The sequence below is a fragment of the Paenibacillus sp. BJ-4 genome (assembly GCF_020404765.1).
GTDB lineage: Bacteria > Bacillota > Bacilli > Paenibacillales > Paenibacillaceae > Paenibacillus.
In genome coordinates this window covers 40,578-57,690 of sequence record NZ_JAIVEM010000091.1, presented here as the reverse complement: position 1 = coordinate 57,690, position 17,113 = coordinate 40,578, and the positions used below count along the sequence as shown (strand labels likewise).

Here is a 17,113-nt window from a genome sequence, read left to right as displayed (position 1 = left end):
ATTCTTTTAACAATGTATAAATAAAACTTATCAATAAGAGATCGAGGTGATGAGACGTGTCTTCTTCCCGCTCGAACGAGGCCGAAGTTTTGGGCGCGTCAGTGGATGTATATTCAGTCGCTCATGGGCTTGAACGGCGACAGGGATTGGGCCTATACCCGTTCGTGAAGCGCAGCATGGACATTATATTGTCTTTCATCGGCATCATCGTGTTATGCCCGGTATTCCTGCTTGTCATTTTGCTGATTAAGCTAGAAGACCCGAAAGGAAGCGCGTTATTTTATCAAATTCGTATTGGTAAAAATGAGCGTCCGTTTCGCATGATCAAATTTCGTTCCATGGTATCGGATGCTGAGGAAAAATTGTCTGCACTACTGCTGGAAAATGAAATCGAGGGTGCAATGTTCAAAATGCGGAACGATCCCCGAATTACCCGTGTGGGCCGGTTTCTCCGTAGAACGAGCATAGACGAGCTGCCGCAGTTGTTCAATGTGCTGCGCGGGCAGATGAGTCTGGTAGGCCCCAGACCACCGCTGCCAAGAGAAGTCCACGATTATACAGTGAGGGATAAGCTGCGTCTGACGGTTACGCCGGGCTGTACCGGGCTATGGCAAGTCAGCGGTCGCAATCATCTGAGCTTTAACGAGATGGTAGAACTGGATTTGGAGTACATATCCAGACGCAGCTTACGCACGGATATGATCATCATGCTAAAAACATTTCGTGTACTGCTGGGCTCCAAGGATGCGTTTTAAAGTTTTTTAATGAAGAAGGGTAGGGGATAAGTATGGATCTTCATTCCAATATATATGTAGCAGGGCATAACGGACTGGTGGGTTCCGCTATTGTCCGAGCGCTTCAGGGAGCAGGTTATCAACACATCATTACTCGCACCAGTCGTGAGCTGGATTTACGCAACAAGGAGACCGTAGACCACTTTTTTGCAACAGAGCCTGTGGATTATGTATTTCTCGCAGCGGCCAAGGTTGGCGGGATTTTGGCGAACAACGAATATCCGGCCGATTTTATCCGTGACAATCTGCTTATACAAACGAATGTGATTGATGCGGCATACCGGGCCAATGTAAGCAAGCTGTTGTTTCTCGGCTCCACATGCATTTATCCCAAATTTGCTCCGCAGCCCTTGCGGGAGGAGTATCTGCTTACCGGTGAGCTTGAGCCTACCAACGAGGCTTATGCTATTGCTAAAATTGCCGGAATTAAAATGTGTCAATCCTACAATCGTCAGTATGGAACTCGTTTTATTTCGGTGATGCCGACGAATTTATACGGTCCGGGCGACAATTTTGACCTCCAGACCTCTCATGTGCTGCCCGCGCTTATTCGCAAATTTCATGAAGCCAAGCTGAATCAATCTCCAACTGTAGAAGTATGGGGCTCCGGCACGCCGCGTCGGGAATTCCTTCACTCTGATGATTTGGCGGATGCCTGCCTGTTCCTGATGAACAACTATGAAGGAAATGAAATTGTAAACATCGGCGTGGGAGAGGATATTTCTATCCGTGAGCTGGCTGAACGGGTGAAGGATGTGGTCGGTTATGAGGGTGAAATTACCTTTAATACCTCCGCTCCCGATGGAACGCCACGCAAGTTGGTAGATGTGTCTCGAATTTCCGGTTTGGGCTGGTCGGCGCGTATTTCACTGGAAGCGGGATTAAAGTCTGTGTATCAGGCATTTCAAGGTCTAGATCTGGTTGGAAAATAAAAAAATGGTGGAGGAATTGGAATGAAAAAAGCGCTGATCACAGGCATTACCGGACAAGACGGATCCTATTTGGCTGAGTTGCTGCTGTCCAAGGATTATGAGGTGTACGGAGTACGCAGACGCACCAGCACGCCGAATTTTGAAAATGTAGCCCATATCCAAAATGATATCCACTGGATTTCCGGTGATATGACCGATCTGGCTTCCCTGATTGAAGCTGTCCGTCAATCCGACCCGGATGAGGTCTACAACCTGGCTGCTCAATCCTTCGTAGCGGCTTCATGGCCGCAGCCATTGGCTACAGGACAGATCACAGCGCTATCCGTCACCAATGTGCTGGAGGCGGTTCGGATTGCCAAGCCGGAAGCGCGGTTTTATCAGGCGTCGAGCAGTGAGATGTTCGGTAAGGTAGTGGAGACACCACAGACGGAAACAACACCGTTTTATCCGCGCAGTCCTTACGGTGTCGCCAAAGTGTACGGTCATTGGATTACGGTGAACTACCGCGAAAGCTTTGATATGTTTGCTTGCTCCGGTATTTTGTTCAATCATGAATCGCCCCGTCGGGGACTGGAATTTGTAACGCGCAAGGTATCGGATGCTGTAGCCCGTATCAAGCTGGGATTGCAGCAGGAGCTGCGTATGGGGAATTTGGATTCACTGCGGGACTGGGGGTTTGCAGGGGATTATGTAAAGGCCATGTGGCTGATGCTTCAGCAGGATCAACCGGATGATTACGTCATTTCCACAGGAGAGATGCATTCGGTACGCGAGTTGCTGCAAATTGCCTTTTCTCATGTAGGTTTAAATTATGAGGACTACGTCGTTATTGATCCGCAATTTGTCCGGCCGGCGGAGGTAGACCTGCTGCTCGGCGATTGTGCCAAGGCAAAGGAGAAGCTGGACTGGCGATTGGAAGTAGGCTTCGAGCAGCTCATTCATATGATGGTGGATACAGACCTGGAGCGGGTAAAAAGGCAGGCTGCAGTCGAAGCTTCCGTCGTCGTGTAAGACATGGAGGGGCCATCCGTGTAGCCGGGAGGTCTCTTCGTTGTACATGATTGCAGCTCATCGACAAGTAGGCATGCTGTAAAGCCGTACGCAAGGTTATTTTTCAAGATGGAGTAAAACTTATGACATTAGTCAAAAACCGCGCCAAACCGCGCAGAAGTTTGCTGGTGAATACATCCTGGTTGTTCGGTGACAAAATGATTCGCATGGTGTTCGGGCTGGCGGTCAGTATCATCATGGCAAGAGTGCTGGGACCGGAGGAGCTTGGGAAATGGAATTATGCGGAATCCTTTTTTGGGATGTTCCTGATTTTCACGACCCTTGGTTTTGATTCCATATTGGTACGCGATCTCGTTAAAGATCCCAAGGATGAGCACGAGCTGCTGGGTACGGCGGTTCTGTTGAAGCTATTGGGCACTCTGGTAGCCATCGTACTGTCCTATTCCTTTATTTCGCTGCTCAGACCGGAGGACAGCTCGGTGCGGTTGATCAATCTGATCCTGGCCACGGCCTCGGTGTTTCAGCTGTTTGATATTATCGACTACTGGTTCCGGGCGCAGATGTTGTCCAAATACACGGTCATTGCCAAAAATACAGCCTTTGTCCTCAGCTCGACCGCCAAAATCATTTTGTTGTTAACCGGTGTTCCGATTTGGGTGGTGGCGCTGTGTGCTCATGGAGAGTTCCTTCTGGGGAGCCTGCTGCTGCTGTATTTCTTCCGCAAGGAAGGACGGCGTATGAACATGTGGACGTTCCGCCTGACCATAGCCCGGCGGATCATGAGTCATAGCTGGCCGCTTATTTTGTCATCTTCAGCTGTATATGTACAGGCACGGATTGACCAGGTCATTATCGGTGAACTGTTAGGAAATGCGGCAGTCGGACAATACTCTGTTGCGCTCCGACTTATCGAAGTGCTGGGCTTTATTCCGGTCGTTCTTACGACGGCCTATGCACCGGTGGTGACCCGTTCCAAGCTGAAAGGAAACGACGAATACAGACAGACATTGTCTAATGTGTATCGGCTGATGTTTATCTGTTTTCTCGTGACCTCGGTCCCGTTATTTTTTTTATCCCAATGGGTGGTGATTGTGCTCTACGGGAGGGAATTCACCGAAGCAGGCTCACTGCTGTCCCTGTTTGCGATTCGTCTGTTTTTTACCAATTTCAGTGTTGCCAAAAGCTTGTATATTACCAATGAAAATTTGTTCAAATACACGCTGCTGACCTCGCTGGTGGGCGCAGGCACGAATGTAGCTTTTAATTACGCGCTGATCCCGCTGCTCGGTGTGCGGGGGTCGTTGGTGGCGACGATCTTGTCTTTCACAATATCTGTATTTCTATTAGATGTGCTGTTTAAAGAGGTCAAAGCCAATCTGGGTTGGATGATGAAGTCCATTCTAACCTTCTGGCGTGTTCATATTACAGTACCGAAAGTTGGAGAGAACGATCATGATACCCATTAAACCGTTTGTTCGTCATGAAGATCAGTGCCCGCATTGTGGAGGCAAGGTACGCGGTGGAGAGGTGCTGTGGCAGGGAATCCACGTATGTGTCAGCACTTGCTGTGAGGACTGTGGACGTGAGTATATCGAGGATATGCGAGTCGGTCATGCTACATATTCACCTTATCGAGTGGAAATGCCCGATTATATCCTGACCGGTGATGCGAAGTCGAGAAAATGGCTTGGAGAGCCTTTGCGGCAATCGTTGATGAATCCTTCCTATGATTTAACGGTCGGCATGACCGTGCATAAAATGAAGGCTTTCGAGCGCGTCATCATCGTCAACACGGTGGATTATTTGTATGGTCATGCTTTGCTCAAGCTGCTCAATGTGCAACGTGAATACGAACAATCGCCGGAACTGGGGATCATCGTCATTGTGCAAAAGCCGCTGGAGTGGATGGTACCCGCTTATGTGACGGAAATCTGGACGGTCGATGTGCCGTTCAGCAAGGCACGAAACTTTCATCCTGTGCTGCATCATCGGATGATTGAGGAATTGATGCGCTTCGAAGAGGTGTATGTCAGCCCGGCGTATTCACATCCCAATCAGTTTGATATTGAGCAGTTTACGGGTATCCCCCGCTATGACGAGGAGCGTGAGTCAGAGCCACGCATTACCTTCGTATGGAGGGAAGACCGCTTGTGGAGCGGCAGCCATCATATTGCAAGGGCGGTGCAGAAATTTCCGCAGCTCAAGCGTGGATTGAAGCCGCTGATTTATCATCAGCGCAGCAAAATCATCCGTTTGTTCCGCAGACTGCGGGAATCCTTTCCCGATCAACGATTTACAGTCGCCGGACTAGGGCGTACTGGGCGCTTCCCGGCATGGATTGCCGACGAGCGTGTTGCACGTTTTGACCGCGAAAGTGAGCTGCGGATATGCAAGGTATATGCAGCCAGCCGATTGGTCATAGGCATTCATGGCTCCAATATGCTGCTGCCCTCTGCACATGCTGGTATGACGATTGATCTGATGCCCAAGGATCGTTGGGGCAATTATGCACAGGACATTTTATTTCACGAAACGGATCATCGGCTAACAGCCTACAAATACCGCTTTGTGCCGATGGAAGCGAGCGTGACTTTGGTGGCGGATATGGCAGCCGCCCAGCTTAAAGGGGCAGACCACTTCCGAATGCAGATGACAGAGGAAAGACTGCGACAGGGCGAACATTCGGTTTGGAGGGGGGAGACCGCTTCGGGACGGATTTGATCTTCCGATGCTGTTGACGTGGGATTCCTTGGATTAATAGGCTCTGTAGGAGGGCGGAATCCCCCGTCAAAGGCGAACGCTGCCGCTTCTCCAGATTCAAATCCTACCCTCCGCTACGTCCTGCCGCCGCCAAAAAGAATTTCCCCCAGCTTACAAAGTGGGGGAGGGAAGAGCCGTCCGGCGATAGCTGCGCCCTATCGCCGCGAACTTCACGCCGGGCATGCATCCCGCGTAGTTAACGCTTGGTATAGTGCTCTGTCAAGGTGACAGAGCTTGATGAATAGCACTCCCGGTAGGCAACAATCCAGCATAGTTAAGGCCACTTGGTCAGCCCGGTGATAGTATGCCATGCTGGCTTGTGAGCTTGGTACGGGTTATGGCAAGCTCGCAAGCCGTTCGGCGCAGTCAATACCCGCGCACATCTGCCCGCCACCCGCGCAGCGGGGCATTTAATGCCAAAGCTCCCTTTTTAAAAATAGGGTGACTTTATGGATACGGCGGTCAGCAGCGGAGTGAATGGAATCGTTCTGAAGAAGCGATAGCGTTCGCCTTTATCCCCGGATTTTACCCTTTAAAGGGTCTATATAATCAGATGAAATCCGGGGGTAACAGCGATCGGAAGAATGATCCATCCATGTAGCGCCCTCACCCCGCACACCATAACTCACCCAATATGTAATGGCAGGAGCCTGATGATGATTCAAAAAATATTGTATCTTCGCAACTTTGCCAGCAAGGTGAACGGAGCCTCATACAATCTGCAGGAAGTCGGCTTGGGTAAAGCGCTCGTTCGTAAAGGCTACGATTGCGATATTGTCTACTACAACGATCACAAGGAAACCCGTCTGGAACAGGTCTACTGTCATGAAGACTGCACCTTGCGCATCATCTGGCTTCACGGACTTAAGTTCCTGAGCAACAGCATCTACCGGGATGTCCTCAAAGATTCGTTTTTGGCTGCTTATGATTTGGTTATCACCACAGAATACAACCAGATGATGACCTATCTGCTTTCCCGCAAATGTCCCGAGAAGCTGGTGCTGTATCACGGCCCATACCGGGATCATACACATGCGCTGGTCCGCAAGCTGTACGATGCATTACTGCTGCCGAAGGTAGCAAAGTCCGTTCGCTGTACCTACGCCAAATCCGATCTCGCCAAGCGTTATCTGGAGAATAAAGGCTTTGACAACGTGGTTACGATTGGGGTCGGACTGGATCGCAGCAAACTGGATCGCAGCAAAGTAGAGAGAGCATTCAATAGTGCCGACCATGAGAACAGTAACAACGACGGTAGCGACGAACATGATGAAAACCACGAGGTCGCGGATGAGCTGAGACGAATTGGGAATCGCCCTGTGCTGCTGTACGTCGGCGTACTGGAGGAACGAAGAAATATACGTTTTATGCTGAGCATGTTCAAAGAGTTACTCCAAAAGCATCCCGATTGCCTTTTGCTAATCGTCGGGGATGGACGGAAGGCGGATACAGATCGCTACTGGACCTATGCACATGGGCTGGGGCTGACAGACAGCATTTTGCATTTTTCAAGAGTCGAGCAGCGTCATCTGTGGCAGATTTACGGTGCGGCTGACCTCATGCTATTTCCGACGCATTACGACATTTTTGGGATGGTACTGCTGGAAAGCATGCTGTTTCGCGTCCCGATTATTTCTTCGGTGAACGGTGGTTCGGTTACCTTGATTGAGGACGGAGTGAGCGGTGTAATGCTAAGGAGCTTCTCGGAGGAGGAATGGGCTGGCCGAATATCTGCTTTGCTGGACAACACTGAGCTGAGACGAAGCATGGCTGAGCAGGCATTTCTTACCGTTGAGCATATGTCGTGGGACCGGATTGCAGATGAAATATTAAGCCATCAGCCGATGAAGCCGGTGGATTCTGGACGTCCCCTACAATCAACGCAGGAAAGAGGGGCAGCTACGTGAGAGAACAGGTCAGCAGACGGATGAATCCTCCTGTGAGCAAGGTGCTAATCATACACAACTTTTATCAGCAAAGCGGAGGAGAAGACAAAGTTGTCGAGCAAGAGTCGGCCATGTTGCGTTCCAGAGGCATAGAGACAGAGCATTATTATGTGCATAACGACAACATTCAGAGCAAAGGGCTGGCGAATATGGCAAAGCTGGCAGTGGAAGCGGCATGGTCCCTACCGGAATTCAAAAGAATCAAAAAGCTGCTGTTGCAGGTAAAGCCAGATGTGGTGCATGTGCACAATTTTTTTCCGGTCATTTCTCCTTCGGTCTATCATGCCTGTGAACGGCTGGGGATTCCTGTTGTCCAGACACTGCATAATTACAGGCTGATTTGCCCGGCGGCGACCTTTATGCGGGGAAATGAGGTTTGTGAAAAATGCCTGCACGGCAGCCTGCTGCACTCCATTCGTCATGGATGCTACCGGGGCTCGCAGCTTCAGACGATTCCGGTGGCGGCGATGATTAAGTTCAACGAGCTGATCGGTACATGGCAGCACAAGGTAAGTCGCTACATTGCGCTGACGGAGTTTGCACGGGACAAATTTGCAGAAAGCGGCATTCCGCTGGACCGCATCGCAGTAAAGCCGAATTTTATCCACCCTAAAACAATGGAAGCCAAGTATGACCCCAATGATCGTTATCTGTTATTTGTAGGACGGATCTCACGGGAAAAAGGGGTGCGCAATCTGCTGCAAGCCTGGTCACAGCTGGGAGATCGGGGCGGATTGAGACTGGTCATCATTGGGGACGGCCCGGAAAAGGCTGAACTGGCCGCCGCTTACCCGCAAGAGGATATTCGGTTTCTCGGCAAGCAGGACGGAGACACGGTGCTGGATTGCATGAGTCGGGCCATGTATGTCATGGTGCCTTCCATTTGGTATGAAGGCTTTCCCATGACGATTGTAGAGTCCTATTCGGTCGGAACTCCGGTGCTGTGCAGCCGAATCGGTGCACTGGAGGAAGTGGTAGAGGATGGGGAGACGGGTTTCCATTTTCAACATGATGATTTGGAAAATATAAAAACCGTGATTCGCCGTGCAGTAGCCTATGAAAACTACACAGCGATGAGACAGAAGGTATCGGAAATATATAATGCACGCTATACGGAGGAAGTAAATGTTAAGCAGTTGATGGCGATATATAGCGAGGCCATGGAGGAGCGTAAATATGAAGCAGCTGCCCCAGTATAGAGTCGGAAGGATCGCAGACGCAGAAATCGCGGCGCTTACGTTTCAGGAGACAGTGCACACGCTGGAGCAATGGGCAGCCGGACGAAAGAATAGCTATGTCTGTATTTGCAACACGCATTCGATTGTCACGGCGGGGAATCAGCCTGAGTTCCACGAAGCGCTCACTTGTGCAGATTTATGTACTCCGGATGGTATGCCGCTGGTATGGGCGCTTAAAATGTACGGATTTGAGCGTCAGGATCGGGTGGATGGTCCCAGTCTGATGCTCAAGTTGTGCGAGCGTGCGCAACAGACGGAGGTGAGCGTATATTTTTACGGCAGTACGCCGGATACGCTGGATAGCTTAAAGGAAAGGATGAGACAGGATTACCCTGGAATCCGCATCGCAGGCAGCTTTTCACCGCCATTTCGAGAGCTCCAGCCGGAAGAGGAGGAACGGGTCATTCATGAAATCAATGCGTCAGGCGCACATATCATATTCGTCAGCTTGGGCTGCCCGAAGCAGGAAATATGGATGTATCGCAACAAAGATCGCGTTCGTGGCGTGATGATCGGGGTAGGAGCAGCCTTTGACTATATTACCGGAAAGGTTCGCAGACCGCCGTTAACGGTACAAAAGCTGGGACTGGAATGGCTGTACCGTCTGATCTGTGAGCCAAAGCGTTTATGGAAGAGGTACGCCTATAACAATCCGGTGTATATCTATCGTTTTCTCAAATCCTATCGGCGAAATAAACGGCTCACGCTCTATGATAATCAGCATTCAGGGAGAGGCGTAGAGAAGTGAAGCGGGCAAAAGCATGATGCAGTGAGACAGCATGTAAAAGGGGGAATTGCTTTGAAGTTATGTGTATTGGGTGCCGGGTATGTCGGACTGGTGTCGGGGGTCTGTTTTGCTGCACTCGGCAATACCGTCGTCTGTATCGATCAGAATGAGGACAAAATTCGTCAGCTGCGTACAGGGGGAGTACCGATTTATGAACCGGGATTAAAGGCCTTAATCAAAGATAATGTCGAGCAGGGCCGACTGAGCTTTACAACAGATACAATTGCTGCGGTGAAGGACGCGGAGATTATTATTTTGGCGGTCGGTACACCTTCACTGCCGAACGGTGCAGCCAATCTGTCCTATATTGAAGGAGCCGCCTGCGAGGTGGCAGATGCCATGAATGGCTACAAGGTGATTGTTACCAAAAGTACGGTGCCTGTCGGAACGAACGAGCGTATTCAAAATTGGATTGCGAGTCGCACGAGCTATCCCTTTGGCATAGCCTCGGTGCCTGAATTTTTGCGTGAAGGCTCGGCAGTCATAGACACGCTGCAGCCCGATCGCATCATCATCGGAGCTTCCGACCCGCATGTGGCTGCAGTGCTGACTGCGCTGCACGAGCCGCTCACCACCAATATCCTAACCACAGATATCCGTTCGGCGGAAATGATCAAGTACGCGTCGAATGCTTTTTTGGCGACCAAAATTTCGTTTATTAATGAGATTGCAAACATTTGCGAAAAGGTGGGCGCAGACGTTACACGCGTGGCACACGGCATGGGACTGGATCAGCGGATCGGTTCCTCATTTTTGTCAGCGGGTATTGGCTATGGCGGCTCTTGTTTTCCCAAGGATACACAAGCGCTGATTCAAATTGCGGGCAATGTGGACTATGAATTCAAGCTGCTGAAATCCGTGGTGGAAGTGAATCAGGGGCAGCGCTTTAATGTGATTCGCAAGCTGGAAGAAGCGCTGGGTGATCTGGAAGGAGCAACGATCGGCATATGGGGGCTGGCATTTAAACCGAATACAGATGACGTAAGAGATGCCCCGGCGCTGGATATTATGCAGTCGCTGCTGGAGGCAGGGGCGCAAATTCGTGCATATGATCCGATCGCTACCGCTAACTTCCGCAAACTGCTGGACAGCTCGGAAGTAACGTGGACGGATAGTGCACGGGAAGCGGCAGAGGGCTGCGACGCACTGTGTCTGTTGACAGAGTGGGAGGAGTTTGGTGAGGTGGGGCTCGGTGAGCTGAACGAGCTGATGAAGCATCCTATAATGATCGACGGACGCAATGTGTACAGTGAAGAGCAGATCAGGAAGTCCGCCTTTGCCTATTATTCGGTCGGCAGGCCGCAATTGAACAAGATGGATGTAGATTATCAGCGGTCCGTAGTGAATCCGTAAAGGGGAGGCTCCGTATGAAACGATGGCTGAAAATAACATTGGGTGCTGCGGCGCTGTTATTCGTAGGTGCTGCTGCCTATACCGCTTATATGTACCATTCCTTTAAAACGGCGGCCAATGCAATGTATCATCCGCGCAGCATTGTGCAGCCCGGGGTGGTCTCTGCTGTTGCGACAGGCGGAGCAGTACGCTCAACAGGTATAGACACAGGAATGAGTGCACCCAATCCCGCAGCCATTTCCCAGTTCAAGCCGTTCACCGTGCTGGTGCTGGGCGTAGATCGGCGTCCTCATGATTCGGGCCGCTCGGATACCATGATCGTTCTGTCCGTGAATCCGGCCGCAGGCTCTATGCTGATGTTCAACATTCCGCGTGATACGCGAACAGAGCTGATCGGCAGGGGACGTGAGGACAAAATCAATCACGCTTTTGCGTTCGGCGGAGTGGATATGTCGATCCGTACGGTAGAGCATTTTTTGAACCATCCGATAGATTACTATGTACAGATGAACATGGAAGGGTTTGCAAAAATGGTAGATCTGGTGGGGGGAGTCACGGTTAACAATCCACTTGATTTTCAGTATGGGGGACATCATTTTGCACAGGGAAATCTGAAGTTGAGCGGAACGGAGGCGTTGGCCTATGCTCGTATGCGTTTTGATGACCCGCGTGGGGATCTCGGGAGAAACGCACGCCAGCGTGAGCTGCTCAAGCAAATTCTTGCACAGTCAGTTAGCAAGGAAGGACTGTTGAAGACAAAACCGATACTGGAGGCAGCGGGAGAACAAATTCGCACGGATATGACCTTTGACGATATGACAACCTTCCTGACCCGGATCGGCCCGTCCCTCAAGCAGACAGATACGGTTGAGTTAAAGGGGCAAGGGCGCAAGATCAACGGAGTGTATTATTATATCGTGGATGATCAGGAACGTCAGCGTATTCATGACCTACTGGAGAAGCATCTGCTCACCACGGCCGTATCACTTTAAGCAAGCTCAATCCAAGGCGGGTGCTCTTTAAGGAGCGAACCCGTTATTTTCTTCTAAACTCAGCTTGTCCCACATACATCTGTAGAGTATCCAGTAGATCGTCCAACAGAGGGAGGGACAATGGGTGTTATTTAGAAGGAGAGCAGCTTCAATGTTCATGTTCATCCGCAAGCTGCTGTATTTTGCATTGATATGTGGATTGTTATGGCTGCTGTGGCTGGGACTGCGTGGAGTTATGGCTACGGGGGAGGATGAACAAGCGGTAAAAGTGCTGAACGAATTTTACGCCATGGAGCAAGCGGGAAATTTCGGAGGCTCATGGGAGCTTTTTCATTCACAAATGAAGAAAAAATTCGAGAAGTCTACGTATGTGCAGCAGCGTGCGCACGTTTTTATGCAGGATATGGGGACGGATACGTTTACGTTTGAGCTGGGAGAGCCGCAGGCTGAATATGATATTCGTACAGATCAGGAGGAAGAAGAGGTAGGTAAGGCCTACCGTATTAAAGTCACCCAGCATTACAAGACCCGATTCGGCATTTTTGATATTGTACAGCCTTGTTATGTGACGCAGGAAGGTGAGGAGTGGCGGGTCCTTTGGGTATACAAGGAAAAGGAATAGACGTGACAAGGTGTTTCTGAAAGGATAAATATGGTACAATACTTCCAAAACCGGAAATGAACAGTAAAAAACGCTGGGCTTCACTCCGGATGGAAGGAGTTTCATAGGATGCAGCAAGCGACAGGACAGGTTCCCGTCATACGTATGGAGGGTGTGAGTAAAATCATCTCCTCGAAAGCGATTGTGGACAATCTGACGCTGGAAGTTCCGGCAGGACAGGTATTTGGTTTTCTCGGACCCAACGGTGCGGGAAAAACGACCACGATCCGTATGATAGTGGGGCTGATTTCGATAAGCAAGGGCGATATTCATATTTGTGGAGACAGTATAAATACGGATTTTGAAAAGGCTATTTCTCATGTCGGTGCGATTGTTGAAAATCCGGAGATGTATAAGTTTTTGACTGGCTATCAAAATTTGCAGCATTTTGCACGAATGTCTCCGGGGGTAACCCAGAAGCGCGTGGATGAGGCGATACGCTTGGTAGGGCTTGAAAACCGGATTCACGATAAAGTCAAAACCTACTCGCTTGGGATGCGGCAGCGACTCGGAGTAGCTCAGGCGATTTTACATCGACCGAAGCTGCTTGTGCTGGACGAGCCGACCAATGGCCTCGACCCGCAGGGTATTCGCGAACTGCGGGATTATTTGCGTCAATTGAGCCGGACCGAGGGAATTGCCGTATTCGTATCGAGTCATTTGTTGTCCGAAATGGAACTGATGTGTGACCGTGTAGCCATTATTCAGAGTGGGCGGCTGGTTGACATCAAGCAACTGAAGAGCGCTCAGGGAGAAGTACAAACGACTGAAATTGCTTTTGAAGTAAATGATGCCGAGCAAGCCTATACGCTTGCCGGAGCAGGTCGCATCGAAAGCAATCAACTGCTGCTTCATCTGGAGCGGGAACAGATCGCAGAGATGAACAGCCTGCTGGCTGCAAACGGAGTTAAAGTATATGCGATTCGCCCGGTTGCCCGTACGCTGGAAGATCAATTTTTGGAAGTGACGGGAGGCGGGTCCATTGGCTGATTTCTTCAAGCTGGTACATAATGAAAATCTGAAAATTTACCTGCGTGTGCGCACATGGATTATGCTGGGACTGCTGGCGGTCATTACTGCTGCGATCCCGATGCTGATTTCCCTGGTTTCCGATCAGGTCAGTGTGTGGGATGGGATTGCGTTGACGACGTTGTTTACATTTTTCCTCAATACGACGTTTACGGTCATTGTAGCCGCTGATTCGGTGGCCGGTGAATTTACTTGGGGAACGATTAAGCTGCTGCTCATCCGGCCCTGGACTCGCAGCAAAATACTGTTGTCCAAGTATATTTCCGTTATTTTGTTCAGTTTGCTTGGAACGATCATTTTGATCTTAATGGTTACGCTGTCCTCTTGGCTGATGTTATCCAAGGATGCACCAGCAGGTTCTGTTCCGTTGTTCAGTGATCCGATATCTTACGTCACGTTGAACTTCTTGTATAGCTATATCGCTTTATTTGTGACGATGGCCTTTGCTTTTATGCTGTCCGCTGTTTTCCGTTCCAGCGCCTTGGCGATTGGGCTGTCGCTGTTCATGATGTTCACCAAAACAGTCTATAACTCTATTGGCTTGTTTAACACCGATCGTTTTGCATGGACCCAATACGTACTTTTTACACATATGGATCTGAAAAAATATCTTGATATGCCGCCGGGGACGGTAAGCTCTGGTCTTACCTTTTCCCTAACCGTGCTGGCCGCTTATTATGTGGTATTTATAGCCATTGCCTGGGTGGTTTTCGTAAAACGGGATGTTTCAACCTAAATCCGTGTACCTGAGAGGTTCTGTTTTTCATAACATCATAATTTTTGCAAAATGCTGAAATCACAAAAAGGACGTTCAAATGCCTACCATTTGGACGTCCTTTTTTCGGCATTTTCTTTGTGCCAGGGTATATTGCAATCTATTTTCAGCAAGAATCAATCAGTAGGGTCGTTTTGCGTTTAAAAGGGTAGAGAGAAACAGATCAGAGGGGGCCCGCGATATGCTGCAAAATAATCGTTTTTTTCGTCTGACTACAGGTATTGTCATGCTATTACTCATCATTTATTTAGGCACCAAAGTAAGCTTTATATTCAGTCCCATCGTGTCCCTGGTCAGCTTGCTGATCGTACCGTTGATGCTGTCCTTTTTCTTCTATTATTTATTGAGACCCATAGTGGATATGATGGAACGGAGAAAAATCAAGCGGCCCATCTCCATATTACTGATTTATTTGGTCATTGCTATGCTGCTTTTTATTTTCTCATGGGGTGTGTGGCCTACGCTGCGGGATCAGGTAACCAATTTATTTGAAAATGCGCCGAAGCTCATTAAAAGTCTGGTTGATCAATTGAGCCAATGGCGGCATAATCAATCCTTGAGGCAAGTGCTGCCTCCGGGTGAAGACCCGCTGTCACGACTGTCGGATACGCTTAACGAAGCCTTATCTGCTCTGTCCGATTATTCGGTCAAGCTGGTATCGTTCGTGTCCTACTTTTTTATCGTGTTGGCTACTTTTCCGATTTTGCTTTATTACATGCTGAAGGAAGGGAGCAAATTTAGTCCTAAAATGCTAAACTTCTTTCCTAAAAAATATCACAAGGACGCACTGGAGGTTATGGAGGATATCGATAGTGCGCTCAGCAGCTTTATCGTCAGTCGGGTGCTGATCAATGTCGCACTGGGTGTGATGATGTTCCTTGGATTTCTGATGATTGGCTTGCCCTATGCCTTGCTGCTCGCCGTTATTTCGATTTTTCTTAATTTTATTCCCTATGTGGGGGCAGTGGCGGCTTCCATACCTGTGCTTATCATTGGATTCCTCGAATCGCCTTCCATGGCGCTCTGGTCATTGGTCGTTGTCATCGCTGCCCAGCAAATTCAGGATAATTGGCTGTCTCCTATAGTTTTTGGCAAGCAGCTGGATATTCATCCGTTGACTGTTGTCATTTTACTGCTGGTTGGTGGTGACCTGCTTGGTATACTGGGTATTATTCTGGTTATTCCGCTGTATATGTGCGCTAAAATTGTCATACGCAAGGTATACCATTTATTTTTGGAGCGCAGAGTGGAGGATATCATGGAATGAGTAGAGGATGGGGATGATTTAAAGGCATGTCGCTAGCTGTTATCCCGCTTCTGATTGCAGGGGAGCTTGGTTATTTTCCTGACTTTTGTCGGAACGGGCTAAGGATTCGTCGTTCGAATCATTCGAATCATTCGCTGAGGTCAACGGCTCAGCATCCTTCGTGCGGATCATTTGAGATGTGCCGTCCAGTACGCCGCCTTCTGAAATGACTAATGCGGTCGCCGCCGTATTCCCGTATAGTTCGCCTGTCGGCGTAATGGTCAGCCGTCCCTCTGTGGTGATGCTGCCGAATACCTTGCCGGCAAGAACGACGTCCCGTGCAATGATGTCTGAGCGTACAACAGCGGTTTCTCCAATGATAACGGTACGAGTGCTGCGGATATCACCTTGAAAATGGCCGTCAATCCGAATATTGGCCTCTGCCTCAACAGTACCTTCAAAGCTGGTGCCGTTAGCCAGCAGCGTATCTGTTACAGGGGCGGAGAGCTTTTTTTTCGATTCTTTGAACATGATGGTTTCCCCCAATCTTTTATTGTACATACAGTAATGGATCGACAGGCTGGTTTTGCTTGACGATCTGAAAATGAAGATGAGGTCCCGTGCTTCTTCCGGTGCTTCCCAGCAGGCCGATGGTCTGTCCTTTTTGGACACGATCTCCCGGAGCCACCTGCATTCCGCTCAGGTGCATATACCAGCTCTGGAGTCCGTCAGGATGCTGGATGATAATGCACTTGCCGCGGGCTCCGCTGGAATTGGCCTCCAGTACGGTGCCAGCCCCTGCCGCATAGACGGGATCTCCCGTTTGTCCGGCGATGTCCACGCCTGAATGGAAAGCTGATTTGCCCGTAATTGGATCGCTGCGATAACCGAAGCTGGAGGACATTCGGCGTGAGCCTACAGGCCAAACGGAGGGCCTCCCTTGCTCGGCAAGAGCCAGCCTGCGGGTCTGGAGTAGTTGCGCAGCTTGTTTACGCTCCAGATCTTGTTGTACGGCATTTGCCTGCTGAATAGAGCGGGGAACCGTGCGCTCCACCGTGTCCAGCAGGGATTCGATCTCCTGAAAATCATCCATGGCCTGGCGAGCCAGCAGGGCTGTATTTTCATGAACTGCAATGAGTTCGCCCCCGGTATGGCCGGAGGCATCCCAGGAGAGCGGAGTTATGGTTGATTTATTGCTGCTTGCGCTAGATGAATTTCCGTGTTTACGAATAAATTGCTGCATTTGCTGTTCCAATTCCGTTATGCGCTGGAGGCGTTCACGAATACTGGTCGCTTGATTCGTCAGCTCCATGACCTCGCGTCGTAGTCGCCCGATGGCTGCATCCTTGTCTGCTACTGTAACCTCCATCTGCAAACTCTGGACAGCAAGATTCGTTTCCATTTGGGAAATAATATGGGAAGAACGGATTTGCAGCCCGATCACGAGTGTAGAGATGGACGCGATCACAAGGGTCGGGACGAGAATGACAGCGGCTGTAGAGCATTGCAGCTGCTTGGGTGGTTGCTGTGCATCCCGAATGACAAGCAAGGTCATCCGGCGATTTAGGCTTCCTTTTTTCATAATCGCT

General features: G+C 49.8%; 16 protein-coding genes. 14 read left to right on the top strand and 2 right to left on the bottom strand.

Annotation, left to right across the window (positions count from 1 at the left end):
- Positions 1 to 56 precede the first annotated feature (56 nt).
- The 14 genes from LCF57_RS16320 to LCF57_RS16255 all read left to right on the top strand — a co-directional run bounded on the left by LCF57_RS16320 (position 57) and on the right by LCF57_RS16255 (position 15,545).
- Positions 57 to 755 carry a sugar transferase gene (locus LCF57_RS16320; protein ID WP_226001649.1) on the top strand — a complete coding sequence of 233 codons (699 nt, stop codon included), beginning with the start codon at positions 57 to 59 and terminating at the stop codon, positions 753 to 755.
- Between the two features lie 32 nt (positions 756 to 787).
- Complete coding sequence (gene fcl / locus LCF57_RS16315) at positions 788 to 1,726, top strand: GDP-L-fucose synthase (protein WP_226001648.1); 939 nt, start codon at positions 788 to 790, stop codon at positions 1,724 to 1,726.
- A gap of 21 nt (positions 1,727 to 1,747) precedes the next feature.
- Entirely contained in the window at positions 1,748 to 2,737 is a 990-nt protein-coding gene (gene gmd, locus LCF57_RS16310; RefSeq protein WP_226001647.1) for a GDP-mannose 4,6-dehydratase, read from the top strand.
- A gap of 122 nt (positions 2,738 to 2,859) precedes the next feature.
- Entirely contained in the window at positions 2,860 to 4,203 is a 1,344-nt protein-coding gene (locus LCF57_RS16305; protein WP_226001646.1) for a flippase, read from the top strand.
- A complete protein-coding gene (locus tag LCF57_RS16300) occupies positions 4,190 to 5,458 on the top strand; it encodes a hypothetical protein (RefSeq protein WP_226001645.1) in 1,269 nt (422 codons plus the stop codon). The genes LCF57_RS16305 and LCF57_RS16300 overlap by 14 nt, the downstream gene beginning before the upstream one ends.
- A gap of 695 nt (positions 5,459 to 6,153) precedes the next feature.
- On the top strand, positions 6,154 to 7,404 hold the full coding sequence (locus LCF57_RS16295; RefSeq protein WP_226001644.1) for a glycosyltransferase family 4 protein: 1,251 nt from the start codon (positions 6,154 to 6,156) through the stop codon (positions 7,402 to 7,404).
- Entirely contained in the window at positions 7,401 to 8,642 is a 1,242-nt protein-coding gene (locus LCF57_RS16290; protein WP_226001643.1) for a glycosyltransferase family 4 protein, read from the top strand. Before LCF57_RS16295 ends, LCF57_RS16290 begins: the two co-directional genes overlap by 4 nt.
- Complete coding sequence (locus tag LCF57_RS16285; protein WP_226001642.1) at positions 8,620 to 9,429, top strand: WecB/TagA/CpsF family glycosyltransferase; 810 nt, start codon at positions 8,620 to 8,622, stop codon at positions 9,427 to 9,429. The genes LCF57_RS16290 and LCF57_RS16285 overlap by 23 nt, the downstream gene beginning before the upstream one ends.
- A 51-nt stretch (positions 9,430 to 9,480) precedes the next feature.
- Positions 9,481 to 10,821, top strand: a complete 1,341-nt coding sequence (locus LCF57_RS16280; protein WP_226001641.1) for a UDP-glucose dehydrogenase family protein — start codon at positions 9,481 to 9,483, stop codon at positions 10,819 to 10,821.
- Between the two features lie 14 nt (positions 10,822 to 10,835).
- Positions 10,836 to 11,813, top strand: coding sequence for an LCP family protein (locus LCF57_RS16275; RefSeq protein WP_226001640.1), 978 nt, complete (start codon positions 10,836 to 10,838; stop codon positions 11,811 to 11,813).
- Between the two features lie 124 nt (positions 11,814 to 11,937).
- Entirely contained in the window at positions 11,938 to 12,435 is a 498-nt protein-coding gene (locus LCF57_RS16270) for a hypothetical protein (protein ID WP_318840700.1), read from the top strand.
- A 108-nt stretch (positions 12,436 to 12,543) separates the two neighbouring features.
- Complete coding sequence (locus LCF57_RS16265) at positions 12,544 to 13,464, top strand: ABC transporter ATP-binding protein (protein ID WP_226001638.1); 921 nt, start codon at positions 12,544 to 12,546, stop codon at positions 13,462 to 13,464.
- Positions 13,457 to 14,239 carry an ABC transporter permease gene (locus LCF57_RS16260; RefSeq protein ID WP_226001637.1) on the top strand — a complete coding sequence of 261 codons (783 nt, stop codon included), beginning with the start codon at positions 13,457 to 13,459 and terminating at the stop codon, positions 14,237 to 14,239. Before LCF57_RS16265 ends, LCF57_RS16260 begins: the two co-directional genes overlap by 8 nt.
- Before the next feature lie 220 nt (positions 14,240 to 14,459).
- On the top strand, positions 14,460 to 15,545 hold the full coding sequence (locus LCF57_RS16255; protein WP_226001636.1) for an AI-2E family transporter: 1,086 nt from the start codon (positions 14,460 to 14,462) through the stop codon (positions 15,543 to 15,545).
- Between the two features lie 39 nt (positions 15,546 to 15,584).
- Here LCF57_RS16255 and LCF57_RS16250 read toward each other — a convergent pair whose 3' ends face one another.
- Together LCF57_RS16250 and LCF57_RS16245 are read right to left on the bottom strand one after the other, a co-directional pair.
- Entirely contained in the window at positions 15,585 to 16,055 is a 471-nt protein-coding gene (locus LCF57_RS16250; protein ID WP_226001635.1) for a bactofilin family protein, read from the bottom strand.
- A 19-nt stretch (positions 16,056 to 16,074) separates the two neighbouring features.
- Positions 16,075 to 17,106 (bottom strand): M23 family metallopeptidase, encoded by a 1,032-nt coding sequence (locus tag LCF57_RS16245; protein ID WP_226001634.1) that lies wholly within the window; start codon positions 17,104 to 17,106, stop codon positions 16,075 to 16,077.
- Positions 17,107 to 17,113: the final 7 nt, after the last annotated feature.